The 21,365-nt window shown below is 61.4% G+C and carries 26 protein-coding genes; 17 read left to right on the forward strand and 9 right to left on the reverse strand.

The features are described 5' to 3' along the window. Positions 1–8 precede the first annotated feature (8 nt). The 3 genes from GSQ73_RS07720 to GSQ73_RS07730 form a co-directional block, all read right to left on the reverse strand. On the reverse strand, positions 9–635 hold the full coding sequence (locus GSQ73_RS07720; protein WP_158882714.1) for a DedA family protein: 627 nt from the start codon (positions 633–635) through the stop codon (positions 9–11). A gap of 100 nt (positions 636–735) precedes the next feature. Next, on the reverse strand, positions 736–2,472 hold the full coding sequence (dnaG, locus tag GSQ73_RS07725; RefSeq protein WP_158882716.1) for a DNA primase: 1,737 nt from the start codon (positions 2,470–2,472) through the stop codon (positions 736–738). 95 nt (positions 2,473–2,567) lie between these two features. Next, positions 2,568–2,738: a DUF1328 domain-containing protein gene (locus GSQ73_RS07730; protein ID WP_158882718.1), complete on the reverse strand. Its 171-nt coding sequence runs from the start codon at positions 2,736–2,738 to the stop codon at positions 2,568–2,570. 157 nt (positions 2,739–2,895) lie between these two features. Here GSQ73_RS07730 and GSQ73_RS07735 point away from each other — a divergent pair, with 157 nt between their 5' ends. Continuing rightward, entirely contained in the window at positions 2,896–3,195 is a 300-nt protein-coding gene (locus GSQ73_RS07735) for a hypothetical protein (RefSeq protein ID WP_158882720.1), read from the forward strand. Between the two features lie 16 nt (positions 3,196–3,211). Here the strand turns inward: GSQ73_RS07735 and GSQ73_RS07740 are convergent, their stop codons facing one another. Both GSQ73_RS07740 and rpsU read right to left on the reverse strand, forming a co-directional pair. Beyond that, the gene (locus GSQ73_RS07740) at positions 3,212–3,658 is read right to left on the reverse strand and encodes a GatB/YqeY domain-containing protein (RefSeq protein ID WP_158882722.1); all 447 of its coding nucleotides are present in this window, start codon (positions 3,656–3,658) and stop codon (positions 3,212–3,214) included. A 196-nt stretch (positions 3,659–3,854) separates the two neighbouring features. Next, complete coding sequence (gene rpsU, locus GSQ73_RS07745; protein WP_007081639.1) at positions 3,855–4,070, reverse strand: 30S ribosomal protein S21; 216 nt, start codon at positions 4,068–4,070, stop codon at positions 3,855–3,857. 68 nt (positions 4,071–4,138) lie between these two features. On the opposite strand from rpsU, the gene tsaD reads away from it, so the two are divergent. Further along, on the forward strand, positions 4,139–5,188 hold the full coding sequence (gene tsaD / locus GSQ73_RS07750) for a tRNA (adenosine(37)-N6)-threonylcarbamoyltransferase complex transferase subunit TsaD (RefSeq protein WP_254063326.1): 1,050 nt from the start codon (positions 4,139–4,141) through the stop codon (positions 5,186–5,188). A gap of 18 nt (positions 5,189–5,206) precedes the next feature. Here tsaD and GSQ73_RS07755 read toward each other — a convergent pair whose 3' ends face one another. From GSQ73_RS07755 to GSQ73_RS07765, 3 genes are all read right to left on the reverse strand, one after another. Further along, positions 5,207–5,926, reverse strand: a complete 720-nt coding sequence (locus tag GSQ73_RS07755) for a pseudouridine synthase (RefSeq protein WP_158882724.1) — start codon at positions 5,924–5,926, stop codon at positions 5,207–5,209. Between the two features lie 95 nt (positions 5,927–6,021). After that, the gene (locus GSQ73_RS07760; RefSeq protein ID WP_158882726.1) at positions 6,022–6,801 is read right to left on the reverse strand and encodes an ABC transporter permease; all 780 of its coding nucleotides are present in this window, start codon (positions 6,799–6,801) and stop codon (positions 6,022–6,024) included. Beyond that, complete coding sequence (locus tag GSQ73_RS07765; RefSeq protein WP_158882728.1) at positions 6,798–7,754, reverse strand: ABC transporter ATP-binding protein; 957 nt, start codon at positions 7,752–7,754, stop codon at positions 6,798–6,800. Before GSQ73_RS07765 ends, GSQ73_RS07760 begins: the two co-directional genes overlap by 4 nt. A 193-nt stretch (positions 7,755–7,947) precedes the next feature. Between GSQ73_RS07765 and GSQ73_RS07770 the strand changes: the two genes are divergently transcribed. Continuing rightward, the gene (locus tag GSQ73_RS07770; RefSeq protein ID WP_158882730.1) at positions 7,948–8,694 is read left to right on the forward strand and encodes an FAD-binding oxidoreductase; all 747 of its coding nucleotides are present in this window, start codon (positions 7,948–7,950) and stop codon (positions 8,692–8,694) included. A gap of 292 nt (positions 8,695–8,986) precedes the next feature. Here GSQ73_RS07770 and GSQ73_RS07775 read toward each other — a convergent pair whose 3' ends face one another. Further along, a complete protein-coding gene (locus GSQ73_RS07775; protein ID WP_158882732.1) occupies positions 8,987–9,199 on the reverse strand; it encodes a hypothetical protein in 213 nt (70 codons plus the stop codon). Here GSQ73_RS07775 and GSQ73_RS07780 point away from each other — a divergent pair. The 14 genes from GSQ73_RS07780 to GSQ73_RS07845 all read left to right on the forward strand — a co-directional run bounded on the left by GSQ73_RS07780 (position 9,198) and on the right by GSQ73_RS07845 (position 21,338). After that, complete coding sequence (locus GSQ73_RS07780; protein WP_158882734.1) at positions 9,198–9,695, forward strand: spore coat protein U domain-containing protein; 498 nt, start codon at positions 9,198–9,200, stop codon at positions 9,693–9,695. The genes GSQ73_RS07775 and GSQ73_RS07780 overlap by 2 nt on opposite strands. Positions 9,696–9,715: 20 nt before the next feature. Then, positions 9,716–10,453, forward strand: a complete 738-nt coding sequence (locus tag GSQ73_RS07785; RefSeq protein ID WP_158882736.1) for a fimbria/pilus periplasmic chaperone — start codon at positions 9,716–9,718, stop codon at positions 10,451–10,453. Beyond that, entirely contained in the window at positions 10,437–12,872 is a 2,436-nt protein-coding gene (locus GSQ73_RS07790; RefSeq protein WP_158882738.1) for a fimbria/pilus outer membrane usher protein, read from the forward strand. Before GSQ73_RS07785 ends, GSQ73_RS07790 begins: the two co-directional genes overlap by 17 nt. Next, complete coding sequence (locus tag GSQ73_RS07795) at positions 12,863–13,237, forward strand: hypothetical protein (protein WP_158882740.1); 375 nt, start codon at positions 12,863–12,865, stop codon at positions 13,235–13,237. The genes GSQ73_RS07790 and GSQ73_RS07795 overlap by 10 nt, the downstream gene beginning before the upstream one ends. 104 nt (positions 13,238–13,341) lie before the next feature. Continuing rightward, positions 13,342–14,304 (forward strand): spore coat protein U domain-containing protein, encoded by a 963-nt coding sequence (locus GSQ73_RS07800; RefSeq protein ID WP_216844744.1) that lies wholly within the window; start codon positions 13,342–13,344, stop codon positions 14,302–14,304. A gap of 10 nt (positions 14,305–14,314) precedes the next feature. Next, complete coding sequence (locus tag GSQ73_RS07805; RefSeq protein ID WP_158882744.1) at positions 14,315–15,040, forward strand: spore coat U domain-containing protein; 726 nt, start codon at positions 14,315–14,317, stop codon at positions 15,038–15,040. Between the two features lie 49 nt (positions 15,041–15,089). Further along, on the forward strand, positions 15,090–15,698 hold the full coding sequence (locus GSQ73_RS07810) for a spore coat protein U domain-containing protein (protein ID WP_158882747.1): 609 nt from the start codon (positions 15,090–15,092) through the stop codon (positions 15,696–15,698). A gap of 149 nt (positions 15,699–15,847) precedes the next feature. Beyond that, a complete protein-coding gene (locus GSQ73_RS07815) occupies positions 15,848–16,747 on the forward strand; it encodes an alpha/beta hydrolase (RefSeq protein ID WP_158882749.1) in 900 nt (299 codons plus the stop codon). 10 nt (positions 16,748–16,757) lie between these two features. Next, complete coding sequence (locus GSQ73_RS07820) at positions 16,758–17,378, forward strand: hypothetical protein (protein WP_158882751.1); 621 nt, start codon at positions 16,758–16,760, stop codon at positions 17,376–17,378. A 63-nt stretch (positions 17,379–17,441) separates the two neighbouring features. Beyond that, a complete protein-coding gene (locus GSQ73_RS07825) occupies positions 17,442–17,639 on the forward strand; it encodes a helix-turn-helix transcriptional regulator (RefSeq protein WP_158882753.1) in 198 nt (65 codons plus the stop codon). A gap of 6 nt (positions 17,640–17,645) precedes the next feature. Then, the gene (locus GSQ73_RS07830) at positions 17,646–19,235 is read left to right on the forward strand and encodes an alpha/beta hydrolase (RefSeq protein WP_158882755.1); all 1,590 of its coding nucleotides are present in this window, start codon (positions 17,646–17,648) and stop codon (positions 19,233–19,235) included. Beyond that, positions 19,232–19,405, forward strand: a complete 174-nt coding sequence (locus GSQ73_RS07835) for a hypothetical protein (protein ID WP_158882757.1) — start codon at positions 19,232–19,234, stop codon at positions 19,403–19,405. The genes GSQ73_RS07830 and GSQ73_RS07835 overlap by 4 nt, the downstream gene beginning before the upstream one ends. Next, positions 19,402–20,136, forward strand: coding sequence for an ATP-binding cassette domain-containing protein (locus GSQ73_RS07840; RefSeq protein WP_158882759.1), 735 nt, complete (start codon positions 19,402–19,404; stop codon positions 20,134–20,136). The genes GSQ73_RS07835 and GSQ73_RS07840 overlap by 4 nt, the downstream gene beginning before the upstream one ends. After that, positions 20,133–21,338 (forward strand): ABC transporter permease, encoded by a 1,206-nt coding sequence (locus tag GSQ73_RS07845; RefSeq protein WP_158882761.1) that lies wholly within the window; start codon positions 20,133–20,135, stop codon positions 21,336–21,338. Before GSQ73_RS07840 ends, GSQ73_RS07845 begins: the two co-directional genes overlap by 4 nt. Positions 21,339–21,365 lie beyond the last annotated feature (27 nt).

Genomic DNA, 21,365 nt, shown 5'->3' on the forward strand with positions numbered 1-21,365 from the left:
GCGCGGAGTCAGTCGCCGCAGGCCGTATCGTCGGCTTGGCGGCGATGCTTGATCCAGAGCACTAGCAAGGCGATGGCAAGGATGCCGACGAGTATCCAGAGGCTACCCTGGCCGCGGCGAACCCACTTCACCAGCCACTCGTGGTTGTCCGCGCCGAAGTAGCCCAGGTAAACCCAGAACGGCACGCTGATCAACGCAGCCAGCGTGTCGATCACCAGAAAGCGCAGCCACGACACGCGATGTGTCATGCCGGCGGTGAGATAGATCGTCGTGCGCATGCCCGGCAGGAATCGCGCGGTGAAAAGCATGCGGTTGCCGTAGCGGTGAAATTTTTCCTGCACCTTGGCGTAGCGTTCGGGCGTCAGGATGCGCGCCACGAATCGCCACTTCAGGATGCGTGAACCGTAGTGATGGCCGAGCAGGAAAATCGCCGAGTCACCCAGCAGCACGCCGAACATCGCCAGTGCGAACATGGCGTGCACATTGGCGTAGCCGAGGCCCGCAATCACGCCGCCGGCGACGAGGGTGATGTCTTCGGGCAGCGGCAAGCCGGCGCCGCAGATCATCAGCGCGATGAAGACGGCGGTGTAGCCGTTCTCCGTAAAGATGCCGATCAGTCGTTCAAGCAGGTCCATCGAAATCCTCGTGCGTCATGCGCTAAAGCAGCATGGTCAGCGGGGGATGATCCCACAGCCGATGGAGCGGTTTCGGCAAGCGCCGTCGCGTGTGCAGAAGTCACGCCGGCGCGACCGGTGGTCGACCGCGTGCAGCCAGCAGTTCGCGCAGCTCGGCCTTCTCCGCACTGTCCAGCGGACCCGCGCTCATTTTCGCGTGCAGCGCTTCACGGCGCAGCGTGATCGCCTGCTCTTCCATCCGCGCCAGTGCTTCAAAGAATTCCACGCGCTGAATCTCAGGCTCGCCAACAGCAATCGCGGCCATCAGTTTTTGCAATGGCGCGTACTCCGGACGTTCGGCGAAGTGTTCCACCAACATCGCCGGATTGATGCCGGGTCGGGAGCGCGCCAGATCGAGCAGCTCCGCAAGAAGTTCGACACCGGGTTTGTCCAGGCGCAGAAAGCGGTACGGCCGCTCCACTTCATCGGCAATGCCGGGCTGCGCCAGCAGCAACGAGATGGCGCTGCGTACAAGGCTGCGCTGCACCGCGACCGGCCGTTGCACGGCGCGATGCATAGCGGTTTCGACAGGCAGGTTCGCGCGCGCCCCGCTGCGTCGTTCGAGGTCCTGCGCCATCAGGTCGCGGAATGCGCCGTCGGGCAATTTGGCGATCAACGGGCGCGCGCGTTCGGCCAGTCGTGCGCGTCCGTCGAGGCTGCCCATCTCGACATCATGCGAAAGCTCGTTGAAGAAATAGTCCGATAGCGGCATCGCTTCCCTGATGCGTTTTTCGAAGCCCTCCTTTCCTTCCTTGCGCACCAGCGAATCGGGATCCTCGCCATCGGGCAGGAAGAGGAAATACGCCTGCCGCCCGTCGCGCAATCGAGGCAATGCGGATTCCAGCGCTTTCCACGCAGCGGCACGGCCCGCGCGATCGCCGTCGAAACAGAACACCACATCCGGCGCGGCGCGAAACAACACTTCGGTATGTTCCGGCGTGGTCGCGGTACCCAGCGTGGCTACCGCGATCGGCAAACCCGTCTGATGCAGAGCGATCACATCCATATAGCCCTCGACCACCACGATGCGCTGCAGGTTCGCGTTGGCCTGTTTCACCTGCCACATGGCGAACAGTTCGCGGCCCTTGTGGAACAGCGGTGTTTCTGGCGAGTTGAGGTACTTGGGGGATTGCTCCGAACTCAACACGCGACCGCCGAACGCGATCACGCGACCGCGTCGATCAAGGATCGGAAACATCAGCCGTTCGCGGAAACGATCGTACTTGCTGCCGCGTTCGCTGCTGGCGACCATGCCCGCCTCGTTGAGCAATTCCATGCGTCGCGGTGAGTTGCCGAGCGACTTGATCACGCCGTCGTAACCGGCCGGCGCCCAGCCCAGACGAAAGCGCGCGATGGTGTCCGCATCGAGGCCGCGTTTCTTGCAGTACGCCTGTGCGTCGGCGTTGCGCGGAAGCTCGCCCTCGTACCAGCTCGCTGCGGCATCAAGCAGGGCGTAGAGATCGGTCTTGTCTTCGCGCGGCGCCGCTTCGCGGCCACCTTCGCGCGGTACCTTGAGGCCGACCGTCTGCGCCAGTTCCTCGACGGCGTCGGGAAACTCCAGCCGTTCGTAATCCATCAGGAACTTCACCGCGCTGCCGTGCGCGCCGCAGCCGAAGCAATGAAAGAACTGCTTGGCCGGGCTGACGTAGAACGACGGTGTGCGCTCGTTGTGGAACGGACAGCACGCCGTCCATTCGCGTCCGGCTTTCTTCAACGGCACGCGCCGCTCGATCACGTCGACGATGTCGACGCGAGCTAGCAATTCATCGATGAAGCTGTCGGGAATCAGGCCGCGCATGGACTGGCTAGTCTAGCCGCTGACCGTCGCGAAGTCGGCAGCGCGGCGGGTTCGCAGGCCGTTCTTCAGACGCGGGCAAGCAGCGCCCTGCGCGATCAGAACAAATGCAGGATGCCGATGAACGTCAGCAGTGCCAGCAGGAACAGGATAACGAAGCAGGCGAACAGGACCTTGGCGATGGTGGCGGTGGCGCCCGACAGGCCGCCGAAACCCATCCAGCCGGTGATCAGGGAGACGATGGCGAAAATGATGGCCCACTTGAGCATGGCTTTCTCCTGCAGTACTGACGAGTCGCTCGCGTCGGCGGCGCCGTCGAGTCGTGACGCTTTGTACCGATGCCCGCGTGAAAGCCATGCATGGTTTCGCTTGCCGTTGGCGGCGCTGGACGCCAAGCTCACGAGCCGCAAGGTTAGGAACGCGACCATGGTGATCACATCGGCGATCGTGCTGAAACAGAAGCGCATCGCGCAGGCTTTCGAGCGTGCTGCCGCCACCACGCCGGGCACGGCGCAGACGCCGCAGCAGCTGGGTATCAAGCAGGGGCTGGCCTGGGGTCAGTTGGTACGCCATGCCGTGCTGCGTTGTCCCGGCGAAGGACGCTACTTCGTAGACATCTCCAACTGGCAGCGACTGCGCCGGCTGCGTCGGCGCATTGCGATATCGATCATCAGCGCGTTGCTGATCGTGCTGGCCGTGGTGCTGCTGGTAACGCGGCTGCATTGATGCGAATTGGCGGAATTCAGCCCGCCAATCGTGCCTTGATCTGGCCCGAAACCACGGCCATATCCGCGCGGCCGGCAGCTTTTTCCTTCACCGCGGCGACGACCTTTCCCATGTCGCGGGCCGAGCTGGCGCCGGTGTCGCGAATCGCGGCATCGACCAGAACCTCGATTTCCGATTCGCTCAACTTGCTTGGCAGGTAGGTTTCGATTACTACCATTTCGGCGCGTTCGATCGCTGAAAGATCTTCGCGGTTCGCGGCGTCGAACTGGCTGACCGAGTCGCGACGCTGCTTGAGCATTTTTTCCAGCGTGGCGAGTACCTGCACGTCGTCGAGTTCGACGCGCTCATCGACTTCACGCTGCTTGATCGCCGCCAGCATCAACCGGACCACGCCCAGCTTGTGCTTGTCGCCGCCGCGCATGGCGGTTTTCATGTCTTCGGTGAGCTGCTGCTTGAGGGTCATGGCGAAACCTCTGAGGTTGAAACGGCGAATTCGATTCTACGGAAACGACAAAGCCGGCGTTGTCCTCAGGGACAACACCGGCCGGATCGATCCAGACTGCTTGCGGTGGCTGCGAGATCCCGCGCCGACCGTGCTCCCTGAAACGCAGCGCCTGGCGCTGCAGATCCACCGACGAATCGGCGGATCGAAGCAGAACTCAGTACAGGCGGACTTTGCGCGAAACGTCGCGCGACAGACGGCGCAGGTGACGCTTTACGGCGGCGGCGCGCTTGCGCTTGCGCTCCTGGGTCGGCTTTTCGTAGAACTCACGCTTGCGCGTTTCAGCGAGAACACCGGCCTTTTCGCAGGTACGCTTGAAACGACGCAGAGCAATCTCGAACGGCTCGTTCTCGCGAACTTTTACGTTGGGCATGGAAACTCCGAGTGGTAGTCTTCCCGCGGATACGGGACTGATGAATTGGGCGAGCCGCGAAGTATAACGTGGATAACAAAGAATTTTCAAAGCCCGTGCTGGGTATCGAGACCTCCTGCGACGAGACCGGCGTGGCTTTGCTGCGCTGGGAGCCGGATGCGCCGGGCCGCGGCCTGCTGGCGCACACCTTGTACAGCCAGATCAAACTGCACGCGGATTACGGCGGTGTGGTGCCGGAACTGGCCAGTCGCGACCACGTTCGCAAGCTGCTTCCGCTGATCCGCGAGGCTTTGGCCGAAGCGGGCATGACCGTGCAGGACCTTGGTGGCGTCGCGTACACGGCCGGTCCGGGGTTGGTCGGCGCGCTGCTGGTGGGTGCGGCGGCAGGACGCGCGATGGCTTGGGCGCTGGGCGTTCCGGCCATCGGCGTGCATCACATGGAAGGCCACTTACTGGCGCCCCTGCTGGAGGAAAACCCGCCCGAGCCGCCGTTCGTGGCGTTGCTGGTTTCAGGCGGGCATTCGATGCTGGTCGAGGTCAAGGCGATCGGCCAGTACACGATTTTGGGCGACACGTTGGACGACGCGGCAGGCGAGGCCTTCGACAAGACGGCCAAGTTGATGGGACTGCCGTATCCCGGCGGCCCCGCGCTGGCGAAGCTTGCCGAGCAGGGGCGCGCCGGTGCGTTTCGTTTTTCCCGACCGATGACCGATCGGCCCGGACTCGATTTCAGTTTCTCCGGCCTCAAAACCCAGGTGCTGCTGGCGTGGCAGAAATCCGACCAGAGCGAGCAGACCCGCGCGGACGTGGCGCGTGCGTTCGAGGAAGCGATCGTCGATACGTTGATCATCAAATGCCGGCGCGCGCTTCAGGCCAGCGGTGCGCAACGGCTGGTGATTGCCGGCGGTGTCGGCGCCAACCGGAGATTGCGCAGCGAACTCGCAGCGGCCGGCGCCAAGGATGGTTTCCAGGTGTACTTCCCGCGGCTGGATTTCTGCACCGACAACGGCGCGATGATCGCGCTGGCCGGCGCGATCCGTCTGGCCAGCGGCCAGCATCAGGATGCATCGGTGCAGGTCCATCCGCGCTGGGATCTGCAAAGCCTGCCAGCCGCATAGAGGCTCAGGAGTTGCGCGTCACCATTGCGTGCGATCCGGAAGCAGGCCTTTCAACTCGGCTTCTGTGAGGTTGCGCCACTGCCCAACCTTCAGGTGCGCAAGGCGAACGTTGTCGATACGCACGCGACGCAGTTGTGTGACGCGATATCCGAAAGCCGCGGCCATCAGGCGAATCTGCCGATTGAGCCCCTGCGTCAGCACGATCGAGAAACCGAACTTCGCAATACGGCGTGTACGACACGGTTGGGTCATCTGTCCGTGGATGCGCACGCCATTCGCCATGCCGGAAAGGAATTCGTCGGTGACCGACTTGTTCACGCCGACGAGATATTCCTTTTCGTGATGGTTCTCCGACCGCAGGATCTCGTTGACGATGTCGCCGTTGCTCGTCAGCAGGATCAGCCCTTCGGAATCCTTGTCCAGGCGCCCGATCGGAAAGATGCGTTGAGGGTGATCGACGAAGTCGATGATGTTGCCGTCGACGTTTTTTTCGGTGGTGCAGGTGACGCCGACGGGTTTGTTCAAAGCGATGTACACGGCCTTTTTTGCTGAAGGTGTGGCGGCCAGCGCGCGCGGGCGCACGACTTCGCCATCGACACCCACTTCATCACCATCCAGCGCCTTGGCGCCCGTCGTCACTACCTCGCCGTTGATGGTGACGCGGCCGGCGAGCAGCAGGTCATCCGCCTCGCGTCGCGAGCACAGGCCGGATTCGCTGATGTACTTGTTGACGCGCATGTTCGAATCTCGATGTAGGAGCACACCCTGTCTGCGATGGCTCTTGCATGACGTGAGGAAGAGCATCGCGCACAGGGTGCGCTCCTACCATGTTGTCAGGAACGCAGACCGACGCCGCGCTTCAGCAACTGCAGCGCCACGATCGTCAGTCCCGCCACGAAGCCCAGCATCACGATGAAAGCCACGCCTACGTGCACGTCGCTGATGCCGAGCACGCCGAAACGGAACGCGTTGACCATGTACAGGATCGGGTTGATCCGCGAAATTGCCTGCCACGGTTCGCCCAGCATGTTGACCGAATAGAACACGCCGCCCAAGTAGGTCAGCGGAGTCAGGATGAAGGTCGGCACCAGCGCGATGTCATCGAACTTTTTCGCGTAGACCGCATTGACGAAGCCGGCCAGCGAAAAGATCGTCGCGCCGAGCAACACGGATAGGAACGTGATCAGCGGATGCACCACGTGCAGCGAGGTGAAGAACAGCGCGATCACCAGCACCAGCACGCCGACCACCATGCCGCGCGCCACCGCGCCGGTGACGTAACCCAGCAGGATCACCCAGTTCGGCATCGGCGATACCAGCATCTCTTCCACTGCGCGGCTGAACTTGGCGCCGAAGAACGAACTGGAAATGTTGGCGTAGCAGTTGTTGATCACACTCATCATGACCAAGCCGGGCACGATGTACTGCATGTAGCTGAAGCCGCCCTGGATCGTGCCGATGCGACTGCCGATCAGCTTGCCGAAGATCACGAAATACAACGTCATGGTGATCGCGGGCGGAATCAGCGTCTGCGTCCAGATGCGCATGATGCGCGCGATTTCCCGGCGTACGAGTGTGTTGAGAGCAACGAGGTTGGCGGCGGTGTTGCTCATGCGGCCTGCTCCTCGCTGCGGCCCGGTTCCTGCCGGCCATGCTCGACCAGGCGCACGAAAAGCTCTTCGAGCCGGTTGGTCTTGTTGCGCATTGAGGTCACCATGATGCCGTTGGCAGAAAGCTGCGCGAACAGTGAGTTAAGGTCGTGCGAGCGGGCCATCTCCGCTTCCAGCATGTGGTCGTCGCGACGGCGCAGCGTGACGCCGGGAATGCTTGGCAACTCGTCCGGCATCGCGGTGACGTCGAGCACAAAGGTCTCCACGTCCAGCGTCGCCAGCAGGCGTTTCATGCTGGTGTTCTCGACGATGACGCCGTGGTCGATGATCGCGATGTTGCGGCAGAGTGATTCGGCCTCCTCCAGATAATGCGTGGTCAGAATCACTGTGGTGCCGGCTGCATTGATGGCGCTGACGAACTGCCACATCGAACGACGAATCTCGATGTCGACGCCTGCGGTGGGCTCGTCGAGGATCAGCAGCTTCGGCTCGTTCATCATGGCTCGGGCGATCATCAGGCGGCGCTTCATGCCGCCGGACAGGGTGCGCGCCTGCATGTGCGCCTTGTCCCACAGGCGCAGTTCCTTCAGGTATTTCTCCGCGCGCTCCGCGGCGATCTTGCGCGGAATGCCGTAGAAGCCCGCTTCGTTGACGCAGATGTCGAACGGCTTTTCGAACTGGTTGAAGTTGAGTTCCTGCGGCACCAGGCCGATCAACCGCATCGCATCGCTGCGCTGCTTGTTCACCGATACGCCGAACACCTGCGCGTCGCCGCTGGTGGAATTCACCAGCGAAGAAAGGATGCCGATCAAGGTGGATTTGCCAGCGCCGTTGGGGCCAAGCAGGGCGAAGAAATCGCCGGGTTGCACGGTCAGGCTGATGCCTTTGAGAGCTTCGACGCCATTGCTGTAAGTCTTGCGCAGGTTATCGACAACGAGAGCTGGAGGAGTGGTCATGGGTGCGCCGGGTGAGGGAATGCGGCTGCGCGAAATCGGTTGCATCGGCGTGCCACGGGCCGGAAAGCCCGGCGAAGACACGCGTTGCCGTTTGGCTGGCAGCTCGCAGCCACCTATTATAGCGGGCTTGACGCGATCAACCCGGCCTCGCCGGAGCACCCACTGTTTTCGTACGGACGTTGCAGAGAAATCCATGGCCGACCACTTCCAGCTACGCCTCGTCGACAGCCGCATGCTGGTGAGCACGGTGCGCCATCTCGTGTTCGAGCGGGTGGATGGACAGCCGCTGGCGTTCCAGCCCGGCCAGTTTTTGCAGGTGCATTTTCATTACGACGACGGCACCGCGACCAAGCGCAGCTATTCGGTAGCTACGGTGGGCGATGGCGCGTCGCCGGTGCAGCGCATCGAAATTGCCGTGAGTTATGTCGAAGGCGGCGCTGCCACCAAACTGCTGGGCGACTTACCGCACGGCGGCGTCATTGATGCCAGCGGACCGTATGGTCGTTTCTGCCTGCAGGAGGGCGACTCGCATCCGCGCTATCTGCTGCTCGCCACCGGCACCGGTGTCACGCCGTACCGCGCCATGCTGCCGCAGATCGAGAAGCTCCTTGCCGATAACGATCGCAAAGTGGTTTTGCTGTATGGCGCACGCACCGAAAGCGAACTGCTCTACGGCGAAGAATTCGAAGCCTTTGCGCAACGACATCCCGGTTTTCTGTTCCATGGTTGCCTCAGCCGCGAGCCACGAGCCAATCCACGCTCCACCGATCGCAGCGGCCACGTGCAGAACGTGCTCGCCGAACTCGGTCCGCATGCCGACCACGATATCGCCTACCTCTGCGGCAACCCCAACATGGTCGATGCTGCCTTCAGTGCGCTGAAGGAATTCGGCTTGCCTGTGCCGCAGATTCGCCGCGAGAAATACATTTCTTCGAAGTAAGCGGCGTTAGATCGACCGCGTCATTGTCGTGCTTGGCGCGCATGTCTCCGCAACAGGGCTCGAACGTGAATACCGCGTGCCGTGAGGTTTTCCGGCATTCGAGAACGTCGCGAAGCCAGCGCAACACCAGGTCGCGCAAATTGGTTGCCGCAGCAACCATAAACCCTGCAAATTCAAGCTGTTTGCTCACTGAACGTGGCGCCGCGCCGAAGCGAATAACGCCTGCGATAGGAAAATTGTGAATTTTCCGTCAAAGTGTGACGCGTTCCGCAAAACCAGCTGACGAATATGGTCATGCGGTCTGCTGTTCCAGTGGATGATGGGGCTGGGGAATGCCTTCAGACGGTTCAAACGATCGTTTTTCGTGTGGCACGGGAATTGCGATGAGCCATTCAAGATTCTCAAATTCTTCACGTCTGAATATGGCTCTCAGCGGGATCTCCATCGAAACGCGACGTCCTCGCAGCTTTTTGGCATCGTGCGCCGTGGCATGCCTGATCTGCATGGCCGGCCTTTCCGGTTATGTGCATGCGGCCGACAGCGTGACCGGCACTCTCGAAGTGCGGCTACGGCTGCAGTCAAGTTGCGATTTCGCCACGGGAAGCATGGGTAATGCCTTGCTGGATTTCGGCCGCGTGGCTGGAAGTGGCCCGCATGACGCTGTCGATTCCGCCGATTCGGCAAAAAGCTTCGCGCTCATCGAGGTCACCTGCTCGAGTTCCGGAACGGGCGCAAATGCTCCGGTCCTTACTATCGACTACGGCCTTCATGCCAAAGGCGCACAGCGCTATCTGATGAACGCGCACGGCGAACGAATTGCCTACGACCTCTACGCCGATCCGGCACATCACGTTCCGCTGAGTCTCACCCAACCCCTTCCACTGGTCGCGTCGGTTCCGGGCGTGACAACCGCAATACCTGTTTATGGCGGCGTTGCCCACATCGGAGACCCGTATGCCGGGCTCTACACCGATGTCGTGTGGCTGACCCTGTCCTACTGACCGAGACGGAAATACCGATCATGAAAACCTTGCCGCTACTGGTATTCGCCCTGGGACTGGCCTTGGGCCTCACGCAGCCTTCCGAGGCGGCATCGCTGCGAATTTCGCCGATCGGCATCGACATGTCTGCTGCCGAGCGCGCGGCCTCGATGACACTGGTCAATACGGGCGCCGATCCAGTCAATCTGCAACTGCGCGTGTTCAAGTGGACACAGGTTCACGGCGAGGAAGTTCTGGAGCCGGCCACGGACATGCTGATCAGTCCGCCTGCGGCAACGATTCCGGCCGGCGCGTCCTACACGGTGCGCGTTGCCCGCCAGTCTGTCGCTTCCGTACAGAGTGAATTGAGCTACCGCGTTTTCATCGACGAGCTGCCCAAGCCGATTGATCCGCATACGCTGGGTCAGGGCGTTGCCATGGTGCTGCGTACCTCCTTGCCGGTTTTCGTGGTCGATCCCAATGCCTACGCCAAGCTCAGCTGGAAGGTGTGGCAGGACGCCAGCGGCGTGCATGCAGAGGCCATCAACAGCGGGTTGCGCCACGCCAAGATCATCGGCCTGACCGTGCAACCTGAAGGCGGTGCGTCCATGGTCTTCGGAGCCGGACTGAATGGCTACGTGTTGGCCGGCGCGCAGAAGCGCTTTGACCTGCAGCTGGATCCCAAGGCAAAGCCGCTGGTTGCCGGAACAGCCTTGAAACTCACCGCGCATGACGGCGGCGAAATGATCCAGGAAAGTGTGCATGTCGAGAGCCGTTGACCGGCGCACACGCCGATTCCTTTGCGCTGTCGTCACGCTCAACTTCAGCGTCGTCGCGTTTGCCGCGACGGGGAATTCCGCACTCATCCAGTCGACTCCACCGGAGCCGCCGTCGGTCGCCAGCAATCCTGGCGCCGGCCAGGTGATGGTGCTCGAAGTCGTGCTCAACAACACCGACACGCATGAAATCCTTAATGTGGAACGCGCAGCCGATGGCAATTTCAGCGCCAGGGCCGGGGATCTGCGTCACCTGCGTTTGAGGATCGATCTGGCTATCGCGCCGGATGCGATGGTGCGCTTGCGCGACTTGGCCGGCATGGTGGTTCGCTATGACGAAGCTGCCCAGTCGCTGACATTGCAGGCACCGACATCGTTGCTTGAAAGCTATCAAGTCAATCTGGGCGGCGAGTCCCAGCCGACGGATCTCAAGTCCATGCGTCCGTTGTCGTCGGCGATCCTCAACTATGGCCTGTACGACACGTGGCAGAGCGGGCGGAACTATGTGTCCGGCAATTTCGAAGGACTGCTGACCAATCGCGCCGGCGTCTTTTCGACAACAGCGCTGTACAACCAGAACGCCACGCCCGGCTACAGCAAAAGCGTGCGTCTGGACAGCAGTTGGCGTTACATCGACCCGGAGAAAATTCGCTCCTATACCGTCGGTGACTTTGTCAGCAACGCGCTGTCGTGGAACAACAGTGTGCGGCTTGCCGGTTTCCAGATCGCCAGCGCGTTCGACCAGCGCCCCGATGTCGTGACGGCTGCGCTACCGAAGTTCACCGGCTCGGCCGCCCTGCCGTCGACGCTGGATCTTTATGTGAATCAGCAGCAGGTTTTTTCCGGCAACGTGCCATCCGGTCCTTATCAACTCAAGTCGTTGCCCTCCATATCGGGTGGCAACGTGACACTTGTTGCTACGGATGCGACCGGCCGTCAGATCACCACGACACAGGCGTACTACTACAACGGACAACAGTTGAAACAGGGCTTGCTGGAGTACTCGCTGGACGTTGGCGTGCCGCGATTGAACTACGGTGCGAAATCCGCCGACTACGACAACACATTGTTTGCCGCGGGCTCGTTGCGCTACGGCCTCACCAACAGCACGACTTTCGAAGGTCACGCTGAGTCTTCCGCCGATGGTTTAGCCAACCTGGGCGCCGGCATCGTGCAAAGTCTGGGTGGTTACGGCAGCGTCACCACGTCGCTGGCCGGCAGCCACTACAAAAACTGGTCCGGTGGACAAGCCGCGCTTCAGGTCGAAGGTATGGTTGGCGGGGTCCATTTGTATGCCGGCACCCAGCGCATCATAAGCGACTATTACGATCTGGCGCGCGTATCCAGTTACCGCTACCAGCGCCACAATCCGTTGCTCGATTCGGAGGGCGTTTACGACCCTCTCACTACCGCTCAGGCCAGCGCGATTGATCGTGCCGGTTTGAGTTTTCAACCCTGGTTCGACGCGACCACGGTGGACATCAGTTACAACCGGATCAAGTACTCCGGCAGCATGTTGCGCACGGTCAACCTAGCGCTTTCCCGCTCGCTTTCCCGACGGGTCAGCCTGTTTGCCAACGCTTTCACTGACGTGGACAACCACGATGACCGCGGCGCTTACCTTTCGGTAAACATCACGCTTGATCGCAACATCACCGCCCAGGCCACCGTCACGAGTGACGACGGCCACATGGGTCTCAGCCAGCAGGTCAATGGTCTTTCGGGACAACGACAGGGTGATGTCGGCTGGGGAGTTGCCAACGCCACGTATGCCGATGCGCCGGACCAGAGCAGCGCCTATGTCAACTGGCGCACGCCGCAGGCGCAACTGCGCGCGCAGGTTTATCAGTACGGCAACAGCACCAGCAGCAACTTGTCAGTTGAAGGTTCGCTGGTAGCGGCCGGCGGCGGTTTGTTTGCTGCGGACCAGATCGGCAATGCCTACGCGATCGTCACCAACGCCGGGCCAGGCGCGGAGGTGATGCAGGGCGGTGTCCTCATCGGGCAGGCGAACAGTAACGGCCGTGCCCTGCTGCCGAACATCACGCCCTATTACGAGCAGCACGTTTACCTCGACCCTTCGACCATGGCCGATGGCTGGGTGCCTGCGGTCACCGAGCGTGTTGCCGTCGCCGGCTTCCGTCAGGGCACGATCGTCGACTTCGGCGCCAAGCTGGTTCATGCCGCCGTGCTGGTGCTGCGCGGAAAAGACGGCAAGCTGCTCGGCCCTGGCTACACCGCTCATCTGGAAGGCGGCGACAACTTCGTGGTCGGTTATGACGGCGAGGTCTATGTCAGCGGGTTGACCGCCCACAACCGTGTCACCGTCGACTTCGGTTCCGCGGGAAGTTGTGCAGCGAACTTCGACTACGACATGAAGAGTCCGGCACAAGCGAAGATAGGACCACTGACATGCCATTGAAGACGTCCATTCCGATGGCTGTCAGCCTGGCTCTGCTGATACAGGCAGTGCCCGCGTCCGCGCAAAACCTGATACCCGCAAACAACGCCAATCTGTATCCGCTAGGACCGAAGGGACTCGCAACTACCGGTCAGCCGCGCGCGTTTGGACGTCTATTTGTTCAGTTGGAAGTGATGCCTGCCTGCACTGTCGATGCGGGTGGCTCGGTGTCGATTCGCTGCACACGCGGCGTGGTTTATCGCGCGTGGGTCCTCAACGATACCGACGCAGGGTTTGGCCGGTTTCAGGTCGGCGATTCGCGACCCGCTTCCGGTTCCGGTGAACTCGTACGCATCGAAGCGCAACGTCTGGACGTGGAGTTCTGATGATGACGACGTATTTCCCATCACTGTTGCGCCGCTGTTGGAAAGGGATGATGACCCTGCTTGCCTGTGGCGGCATCGTGGGCAACTTGCTGGTGGCAAGCCTGGTGGGCACGCCGTTGATGCTGGTTTCCACACCGGCCATGGCGACATGCAACATGACGGGTCCGACATCGCAGACCTACTCCTACACCGCGGCCAACATCAGCCAAGCAGCGCCTGCGCAGTTTGCCAATACCTGGTCCTGTTATTCGACCAACATTTTCGGCACGAAGACGTTCGGCAACAGCAACAACATTTGCTATCGATCAACGTTCGATGGCACGGCGGTCAACGGCGCCAACTCGATGACTTATACGGTGGGGGTCAACGACAGCCGGAACACCGTCACGAACATGGTCAGCAACACGGTTTACGGCCTCTACACCACGCCAGTGAGTGGTACGACGCCGCTGGCGACCACGTTCACGGTGACAGTTCCGGCCGGGCAGGCGACCGGCAAGGCCGTCGGCACCTATTCCGATACGGCCGTCCAATTCGCATTCGATGAACAGGGAAATGGCGGTGCGTGCGAAGGCAACTTCGTATCCAGCTCGGACAACTGGGATGCCATCAATCCGGTGGCTTACACCGTCAACTACGTTGTCCCTTCCGTGTGCACGCTGGTTTCAACTTCGAAAGTCGACTTCGGCAATCTCGCGAGTGGGGCAACCATTGCGACTGCGGGAGTGGCGACGACCGGGTCAGTGGTCGTGAACTGCAATGCGAACGCGCCATATACCGTTTATCTGAGCGATGGCGGGCAGCGGATTGCTGGCGGATCTCGCCAGATGGCAAACGGAAGTGCCCGACTTCCTTACCAACTCTATAAAAGCACCAGCTATGTGACGAGCCAAATCTGGGATGCCACGGGCGGTACCGGCAGCCTCGGCGGGGCAGGCGGCCAAGGAGGGACGGGCAATGGGCTCAATCAAAGCCTGACGGTATATGCGCTGATTCCCGGCGGCACGATCGTGCCCGCCACCACCGGCGCCTATAACGACACAGTTCTCGTGACCGTGACTTATTGAGGTGATTGCCATGCCGACCATGGATCAGATATCCGAGCTGCCGCATCGCCAGGTCACTTCGACTGGACCGCCTTCCATCGACCGCCTCTCTCGTCCGGATGGGGCCACCGGACGACACCATCTGTGCCCCGACTACCTGCATTCTGCGCAGGCAATTCAAGCTTTACCTGACGCTTCATCACTCATCCAATCAAAGGACATCATCATGCGTAAGACAACTCTCAGCCTGGGCCTCGGCTTGCTCGCCAGCGCGCTCGTCATCCCGGCTTTCGCGGCCACCACCATCAACGGCAACCTGACAGTTCAGGCAACGGTCGTATCCACTTGCACCCTCAATACGGCTGCCGCTGCGGGTGCCGGTAACGGCCTCCTCAACTTCGGTCAGGTGACCTCGACCATTGGTGCTGTCAATGCCGACACCACGACGGCTGGCAACTATGGCCTGTCGGTTGTCTGCAGCAACCTCACGCCTTATACCGTGTTTGCAAACAGCGGTGCGAACGCCTCCGGCGGTCAGAACAACATGAAGGGGCCGGGTGCGGCATTGCTGCCTTACAACCTGTACACATCGTCGGCAAGGACAACCGCGTTCCCGATTACCTCCGGGGCGGCTCTGAGCTTCACGGGTAACGGTACTTCGCAGACCATTCCGTTCTATGGACAGATTCCGGCAGGCACAACATTGCCGGCGGCGGGTGCTTACATCGATACCGTTGTGTTGTCGATCACCTACTAATAGGTCAGGCCGCATGGCTCAAAATCAGTCTGCCTGCGTGGCGTCCGCAATGAACGTCATGCAGGCGGCTGCTGCAGCCACGAAAAACCGTGTCTTGTATCGGAATTGCGTCATGATGCGAACCGCAAATTTGGTTATGTTTGCAAGCGTCCTGAGTATTCAGGGCGCTTTGCTTGAGGGCGTCCATGCCGGCGAGGCGCGCAGCACACTCAGCGTTGCGGCGAACGTGACCAGTTATTGCGATATCGGCGGAAGTTTCTCGATGAAACTTCCAACGGGTCTGCTCGATTTCGGCAGCCATCGCATCGTCGATGCCCTGTCGGGCTTGAACGATCAGGATCTCACCCAGCCGGTCAAGGGCATCATGCCGTTGCTGTGCAGCGACAGCCATGCCACGCCACAGGTTTCCTTCGGTTTCGGGCTGCATGCCCGAGGCAGGCAACGCAATCTGCTGGGGCCAGGAGGTTCTCTTGTCCCTTATGAACTTCTACGCGGAAACAGCCCCAGTCACGGACTGTGGGATGAAAATACTTACCCGGTACCTTCCGTGGCAGGCAAGCCCGGCGACATTCCGGTCTACGGATACATTCCGGCGTTGCCCACGAATGCGAGAGACGGGTCGTACACCGATACCGTGACGGTCAAGATCGATTTCTGAATTTCCGTCGAGATGATTCAACGTGTCTCGACTTCGATGATGTAAAGCACGCTTGACACGAGCGCGCGCCGCTCGTACGCTGGGTATGTCAAGGTTGCTTGACATATCGGGAGGTGATCAGCGTGCGCAAAGTTGAGCGGTTTCGCCAAATGGTTTTTCCGTTGCTGTCCTTGTCGCTGATGCTGGCCGGCAGCCATGCCGTGCTCGCAGATCAGGTGGGCACGACGGTCGTCGGCACGCTGAAAGTGGAGTGCCATGGCGATCATGGTCGCGCAGTCATCCTGATTCCCGGTCTGCAAGGTGGCCCATGGGTCTGGCAACAGACGATCGAGCACCTGGAAAAAGACCACGTCGTCTATGCGGTCACCCTGGCCGGCTTCGACGGCGTGCCGGTGCCCAAGGACGGCGGCAACCTGTTCGATCGCGCGGACGCGTCGCTTCTGCAACTGATTCGGCAACAGAAGATCGACAAACCCGTATTGGTCGGCCACAGCCTCGGCGGCACGCTCTCGCTGCGTTTCGCCGGCGAGCATGCAGCGCTCATTTCCGGCGTGGTCGCGGTAGACGGCTTGCCGCTTTTCCCCGGCATGGATCGGGTCAGCGAGCAACAGCGCCTCGCGATGGCCGCGAACATGCGCGAAAAAATGTCGCAATCATCCGCGGAAGAATTCAAGGCGCAGTCGACGGGCTACATGCAGCACATAGGCGTGATCGATCCACAACTTGCCGCGCGCTACGCACCGATGAATGCACGCAGCGACATCAAGGCCACGGCGGAATACATGTCGGAAGACCTCGCCGCCGATCTGCGTCCCGGCCTGAACAACGCCAACGTGCCGATCCTCGAAATTTCGCCTTACAACGCACCGGATTTCAGCAGGCCGCCGATGGCGATGAGCGAAGCGCAGAAAACCGCCTACTACCAAAGCCTGTTGGCGAATGCGCCACAAGCGAAGGTGGTTTCCATTTCGTCATCACGGCATTTCGTGATGCTCGATCAGCCATCCAAATTCCAGCACACGCTGGACGACTTTCTGAAGTCGCTCTGAGGGTATCGACATGGCGCGTCTGAAAGAAAAGCGTTACGAGCAACACCTGATGGTGGCGATGTCGATCTACGTCGCGGTCATGTTGCTGGTCTGGCCGCTGGTGGCCAAGGTCGGCAGTGTGCCGCTGAAGTGGCTTCTTGCGCTCGCGCCGACGCTGCCCATGCTCTACGTGATCTGGCTGATGGCCCAGCGCATTCGCGACAGCGATGAGCTTGAACAACGCATGCATCTCGTGGCACTTGGCGTTGCCACGGCGGTGGTCGGTGTTCTCAGCCTCATGGGTGGGTTTCTGGCGGCATCGGGTGTGCTCGCGATCGACGGCAGAATCCTGATTTGGGTTTTCCCGGTGATGATGGCTTCGTACGGCATCACCCGCTGGCGCGTCGCGCGTGCATACAACAGCGACATGTCATGCGATGGCGACAGCGGCATTCCGATGCACTGGCGACTGGCATTCGTCGCCGCGGCGTTGGGCGCGGTGGGCATCTTCGCGCTGCTGCGCCGCGATGCATTCGACGCCGGCATGTTTGCCGGCATGGCGGGAGCGTTCATCGCGCTCGCGCTGGCGAAGCTCGTCGCATTTCTTCGTCGTCGCCGTGACGCGGAATCCGGGCGCGGCGATGCGCGTTGAGCGCGCCACCGCGGCGATGTTGCATCAGCGCATGCCGTCGCTTTCGCGCGCCTGGTGCCGCCGATGAAAAACCATGTCCGTGAATTGCGCGCGGAACAAGGCTGGTCGCAGGCGGATCTCGGCGAGCAGCTCGACGTATCGCGGCAGACCGTCAACGCGATCGAAACCGGAAAGTACGATCCCAGCCTGCCGCTGGCGTTCAAGATCGCGACATTGTTTGGTCATTCCATCGAATCGATTTTTGTACCGGGTGAGGAGTAACAACACATGGCACTGAGTGGACGAAACGTCTTTCGAATCTGCCTGGTCGTGGCGGCGGGCGGTTATCTGGCGTGGCACGAATGGCGCCCGGCGCCATCGGCCGCAACAACCAAAGAACCCGAGGCCGCCGTCGTTTCGACAGCGAAACCGCAATTGCCAGCAAAACCGCAAACGTGGTTGCTTGGTTCGTTGGCGCTCACCGCATGCGAACTCGGTCAGCCGAACAGCGGCCTCAGCACGGCTGCGTGGTGCGCCGCGTTTCCGGTGCCGGAAAATCGCGACGATCCGCACAGCCGCAAGATCACTCTCAAGATGGCGCTGCTGCGTTCGAGCGCGCAGATACCCAGCAAGGACATGCTGGTATTTCTCGCCGGCGGCCCGGGGCAGGCGGCCACCGATTCGGCCAGCGCCATCGCGTCGATGCTCGAACCGCTGCGCTCGCATCGCGATGTGTTGCTGATCGATCAACGCGGCACCGGCGGTTCCAATGCGTTGCGTTGCAAGGAACCGGAGGACGAATCAAAGCCGGGTGACGATGAGGATGAAAGCGACAGCCTCGATCTCGTCAAGGTGCGCGCTGCGGCGACGGATTGCCTCAAGCAGATCGGCAATCGCGCCGACCCGCGCTACTACACCACCACCATCGCTGCGCAGGATCTGGAAGACGTGCGCGAGGCGATCGGTTCGCCACAGTTCGATCTGATCGGCGTGTCGTACGGCACGCGGATGGCGCAGCAATACCTGATGCGATATCCCGATGCCGTGCGCAGCGTGGTGCTCGACAGCGTGGTGCCGAATTCGAATGCGCTTGGCGAAGATTTCGCGCGCAACCTCGACGACGCGTTGAAGGCGCAGTTCGCGCGCTGCACGACAGAGCCCGCGTGCAAGCAGCATTTTGGCGACCCGGATCAGACGCTGTACCAACTGCGTGACGCGTTGCGCGCCAATCCGCACGAGGTCAGCTTCCGCGATCCGGAAAGCTACCAGACGGTCAAGCGCACGCTCGACGAAAACTCGCTGGCCAGCGTGGTCCGCATGTTCGCGTACACGCCGGCGACGGCCGCGTTGCTGCCGCTGTCGATCGACGCGGCCGCGCATGGCGACGTTGGACCGTTGCTCGGCCAGGCGAAGATTCTTTCCGGCGATCTCTCCGACCTGCTCGGCAGCGGCATGCAGTATTCGGTGATCTGCAGCGAGGACGCCGACCTGCTCACGCCGCGCCCGCAGGATGCCGGCACCATCCTCGGCACGCACATGATCGATGCGTTGAGTGCCGTGTGCTCCGTATGGCCAAAAGGAACGCGCCCGGCGGATTTCCACGCGCCGCTCAAGTCCGACAAGCCGGTGTTGATCCTGTCCGGCCAATACGACCCGGTCACGCCGCCGCGCTACGCCGACGAAGTGGTGAAAGGCCTTTCCAACGGGCGCGTGCTGGTTTTCAAAGGCCAGGGACATAGCGTGATGTCGACCGGCTGTGCGCCGCAGATCGTGCAGCACTTCGTCGAGCAACTTGAACCGAAGAAGCTCGACGCAAGCTGTCTTGATCGCTTGCAACCCACACCGATATTCATCGACTTCAATGGAGCCACGCCATGAAAAACCACGACGTATGGGCGAATGCCATGCTGTGGGCTGCGGCCATTCTCGCCGCCGCGTTACTCAAGGCGCCGCATTTCCTCACCCTCGTCCTGCTCCCCTTGCTTGCCACGATGTCGTTGCTCGCGCTCGCTCGTCACGCCCACACCAACCGGAGTGATATCTCGTGATCGAAGTCAGGAATTTGCACAAGGCTTTCGGCACGGTGAAAGCCGTCGATGGCGTCAGCTTCAAGGCACGCGATGGCGAGATCACCGGTCTGCTCGGCCCCAACGGCGCCGGCAAGACCACCACGCTGCGCATGCTCTACACGCTGATGTCGCCGGATAGCGGACAGGTGCTGGTCGATGGCATCGATGCAGCGGTCGATCCGCTCGGCGTGCGTCGCGAGCTTGGCGTGCTGCCGGATGCGCGCGGCCTTTACAAGCGCCTCAGCGCGCGCGAGAACATCGATTATTTTGGACGTCTGCACGGCTTGCCTGAAGACGTGCTGGCGACGCGCCGCGAGGCCCTGATCAAGGCGCTGGAGATGGAAGACATCGCCGCGCGCCGTACCGAAGGTTTCTCGCAAGGCCAGCGCGTGAAAACGGCGATCGCGCGTGCGCTCGTGCACGATCCGCGCAACGTGATCCTCGATGAACCAACCAATGGCCTCGACGTGATGGCCACGCGCGCACTGCGCCAGTTCATGACCAGGTTGAAAGCCGAAGGTCGCTGCGTGCTTTTTTCCAGCCACATCATGCAAGAGGTTGCGGCGCTGTGCGATCGCATCGTGGTCATCGCGCATGGCCGCGTGGTCGCCGACGAATCGCCCGATGCGCTGCGCGCACAGACCGGCGAGAGCAACCTGGAAGATGCATTTGTGAAAATCATAGGCACCGATGAAGGACTGGCCGCATGAACAAGGTCGCCACCAGGATCCACCGCAGTCGTGCGGTGCTTACCGTGTACCTGAAAGAGGTGCGCGAAAATCTGCGCGATCGCCGCACGCTGGTCAGTGCATTTCTCACTGGTCCACTGCTCGGGCCGATCATGCTGGTGATGTTGCTCAACATCACGCTCAATCGCGAGCTGGACAAGGCCGAGAAACCGTTGCCGGTGCCGGTGATCGGCGCGCAATACGCACCAAATCTGCTCGATGCGCTGAAGGCCGGCGGCGTGGTTCCGGGCCCTGCGGTGGCGAGTCCGCAGGACAGCGTGCGCAAGCAGGATGCGGATGTCGTGCTGCGCATCGCGCCGGGCTATGGCACCGCGTGGCGCAAGGGCGAGCCGGTGCAGGTGGAGTTGTTCTACGACTCCTCGCAGCGTGATGCGAGCACGTCGGTCGATCGCGTCACCAACCTGCTCGAAGGTTTTGGACGCCAGCAGGGCGCGATGCGCCTCGTTGCGCGCGGCCTGTCGCCGAATGCGGCATGGCCGCTGCTGGTGGCCCGCCGCGATCAGGCCACGCCGCAATCACGCGCTGTGCTGATGTTCGCGATGCTGCCGTACTTTTTCGTCATCACCATTTTCATGGGCGGCATGTATCTGGCGATCGACCTCACCGCTGGTGAACGCGAACGGCAATCGCTGGAACCTTTGTTCGCCAATCCGGTCCCGCGCTGGAAAATCCTCATCGGCAAGCTCGCGGCGATCTGCACGTTTTCAACGGCGAGCCTGCTCACCACCTTGCTCGCGTTTGCCGTGGTCGGCCGCTTCATTCCCGCCGACAAGATCGGCATGGAGCTCGACCTCGGCGTGCACTTCGCCGCGTTTGTGCTGCTGCTGATGCTGCCTCTGGTGCTGTTGATGGCCGTACTTCAATCGATGGTGGCCGCCTTCGCCAAAAGCTACCGCGAAGCCCAGACCTATCTCTCGCTGCTGATGCTGGTGCCGCTGATTCCCAGCGCGCTGCTGTCGTTCTTGCCGGTCAAGGCGCAGGCGTGGATGTACGCCGTGCCGTTGCTCAGCCAGAACCTCGGCATCATGCAACTGCTGCGCGGCGACGTCGTCACGGCACAACAAATCGGACTCAGTTTCGCCGGTACTTTGGCGGCCGCACTGATCGCGATGCTGGCGACCATGCAGCTGTATCGCTCCGAGCGATTGGCGATTTCAGTCTGAGCTTGTCCTGACGAACGTGCAGTGCTC

This window comes from Rhodanobacter sp. L36 (genome assembly GCF_009765755.1).
GTDB lineage: Bacteria > Pseudomonadota > Gammaproteobacteria > Xanthomonadales > Rhodanobacteraceae > Rhodanobacter.

Bases quoted from the DNA above. Each gene is read 5' to 3' on its own strand.
- GSQ73_RS07770 (WP_158882730.1), top strand. From the start codon at position 7,948: ATGGCCGACCACTTCCAGCTACGCCTCGTCGACAGCCGCATGCTGGTG.
- GSQ73_RS07790 (WP_158882738.1), top strand. From the start codon at position 10,437: ATGTCGAGAGCCGTTGACCGGCGCACACGCCGATTCCTTTGCGCTGTC.
- GSQ73_RS07755 (WP_158882724.1), bottom strand. From the start codon at position 5,926: ATGCGCGTCAACAAGTACATCAGCGAATCCGGCCTGTGCTCGCGACGC.
- dnaG (WP_158882716.1), bottom strand. From the start codon at position 2,472: ATGCGCGGCCTGATTCCCGACAGCTTCATCGATGAATTGCTAGCTCGC.
- GSQ73_RS07845 (WP_158882761.1), top strand. From the start codon at position 20,133: ATGAACAAGGTCGCCACCAGGATCCACCGCAGTCGTGCGGTGCTTACC.
- GSQ73_RS07815 (WP_158882749.1), top strand. From the start codon at position 15,848: ATGGTTTTTCCGTTGCTGTCCTTGTCGCTGATGCTGGCCGGCAGCCAT.
- GSQ73_RS07740 (WP_158882722.1), bottom strand. From the start codon at position 3,658: ATGACCCTCAAGCAGCAGCTCACCGAAGACATGAAAACCGCCATGCGC.
- GSQ73_RS07820 (WP_158882751.1), top strand. From the start codon at position 16,758: ATGGCGCGTCTGAAAGAAAAGCGTTACGAGCAACACCTGATGGTGGCG.
- GSQ73_RS07720 (WP_158882714.1), bottom strand. From the start codon at position 635: ATGGACCTGCTTGAACGACTGATCGGCATCTTTACGGAGAACGGCTAC.
- GSQ73_RS07730 (WP_158882718.1), bottom strand. From the start codon at position 2,738: ATGCTCAAGTGGGCCATCATTTTCGCCATCGTCTCCCTGATCACCGGC.
- GSQ73_RS07765 (WP_158882728.1), bottom strand. From the start codon at position 7,754: ATGACCACTCCTCCAGCTCTCGTTGTCGATAACCTGCGCAAGACTTAC.
- GSQ73_RS07805 (WP_158882744.1), top strand. From the start codon at position 14,315: ATGCCGACCATGGATCAGATATCCGAGCTGCCGCATCGCCAGGTCACT.
- GSQ73_RS07775 (WP_158882732.1), bottom strand. From the start codon at position 9,199: ATGCAGATCAGGCATGCCACGGCGCACGATGCCAAAAAGCTGCGAGGA.
- GSQ73_RS07760 (WP_158882726.1), bottom strand. From the start codon at position 6,801: ATGAGCAACACCGCCGCCAACCTCGTTGCTCTCAACACACTCGTACGC.
- GSQ73_RS07785 (WP_158882736.1), top strand. From the start codon at position 9,716: ATGAAAACCTTGCCGCTACTGGTATTCGCCCTGGGACTGGCCTTGGGC.
- GSQ73_RS07825 (WP_158882753.1), top strand. From the start codon at position 17,442: ATGAAAAACCATGTCCGTGAATTGCGCGCGGAACAAGGCTGGTCGCAG.
- GSQ73_RS07795 (WP_158882740.1), top strand. From the start codon at position 12,863: ATGCCATTGAAGACGTCCATTCCGATGGCTGTCAGCCTGGCTCTGCTG.
- GSQ73_RS07780 (WP_158882734.1), top strand. From the start codon at position 9,198: ATGGCCGGCCTTTCCGGTTATGTGCATGCGGCCGACAGCGTGACCGGC.
- rpsU (WP_007081639.1), bottom strand. From the start codon at position 4,070: ATGCCCAACGTAAAAGTTCGCGAGAACGAGCCGTTCGAGATTGCTCTG.
- GSQ73_RS07810 (WP_158882747.1), top strand. From the start codon at position 15,090: ATGAACGTCATGCAGGCGGCTGCTGCAGCCACGAAAAACCGTGTCTTG.
- GSQ73_RS07735 (WP_158882720.1), top strand. From the start codon at position 2,896: ATGGTGATCACATCGGCGATCGTGCTGAAACAGAAGCGCATCGCGCAG.
- GSQ73_RS07830 (WP_158882755.1), top strand. From the start codon at position 17,646: ATGGCACTGAGTGGACGAAACGTCTTTCGAATCTGCCTGGTCGTGGCG.
- GSQ73_RS07835 (WP_158882757.1), top strand. From the start codon at position 19,232: ATGAAAAACCACGACGTATGGGCGAATGCCATGCTGTGGGCTGCGGCC.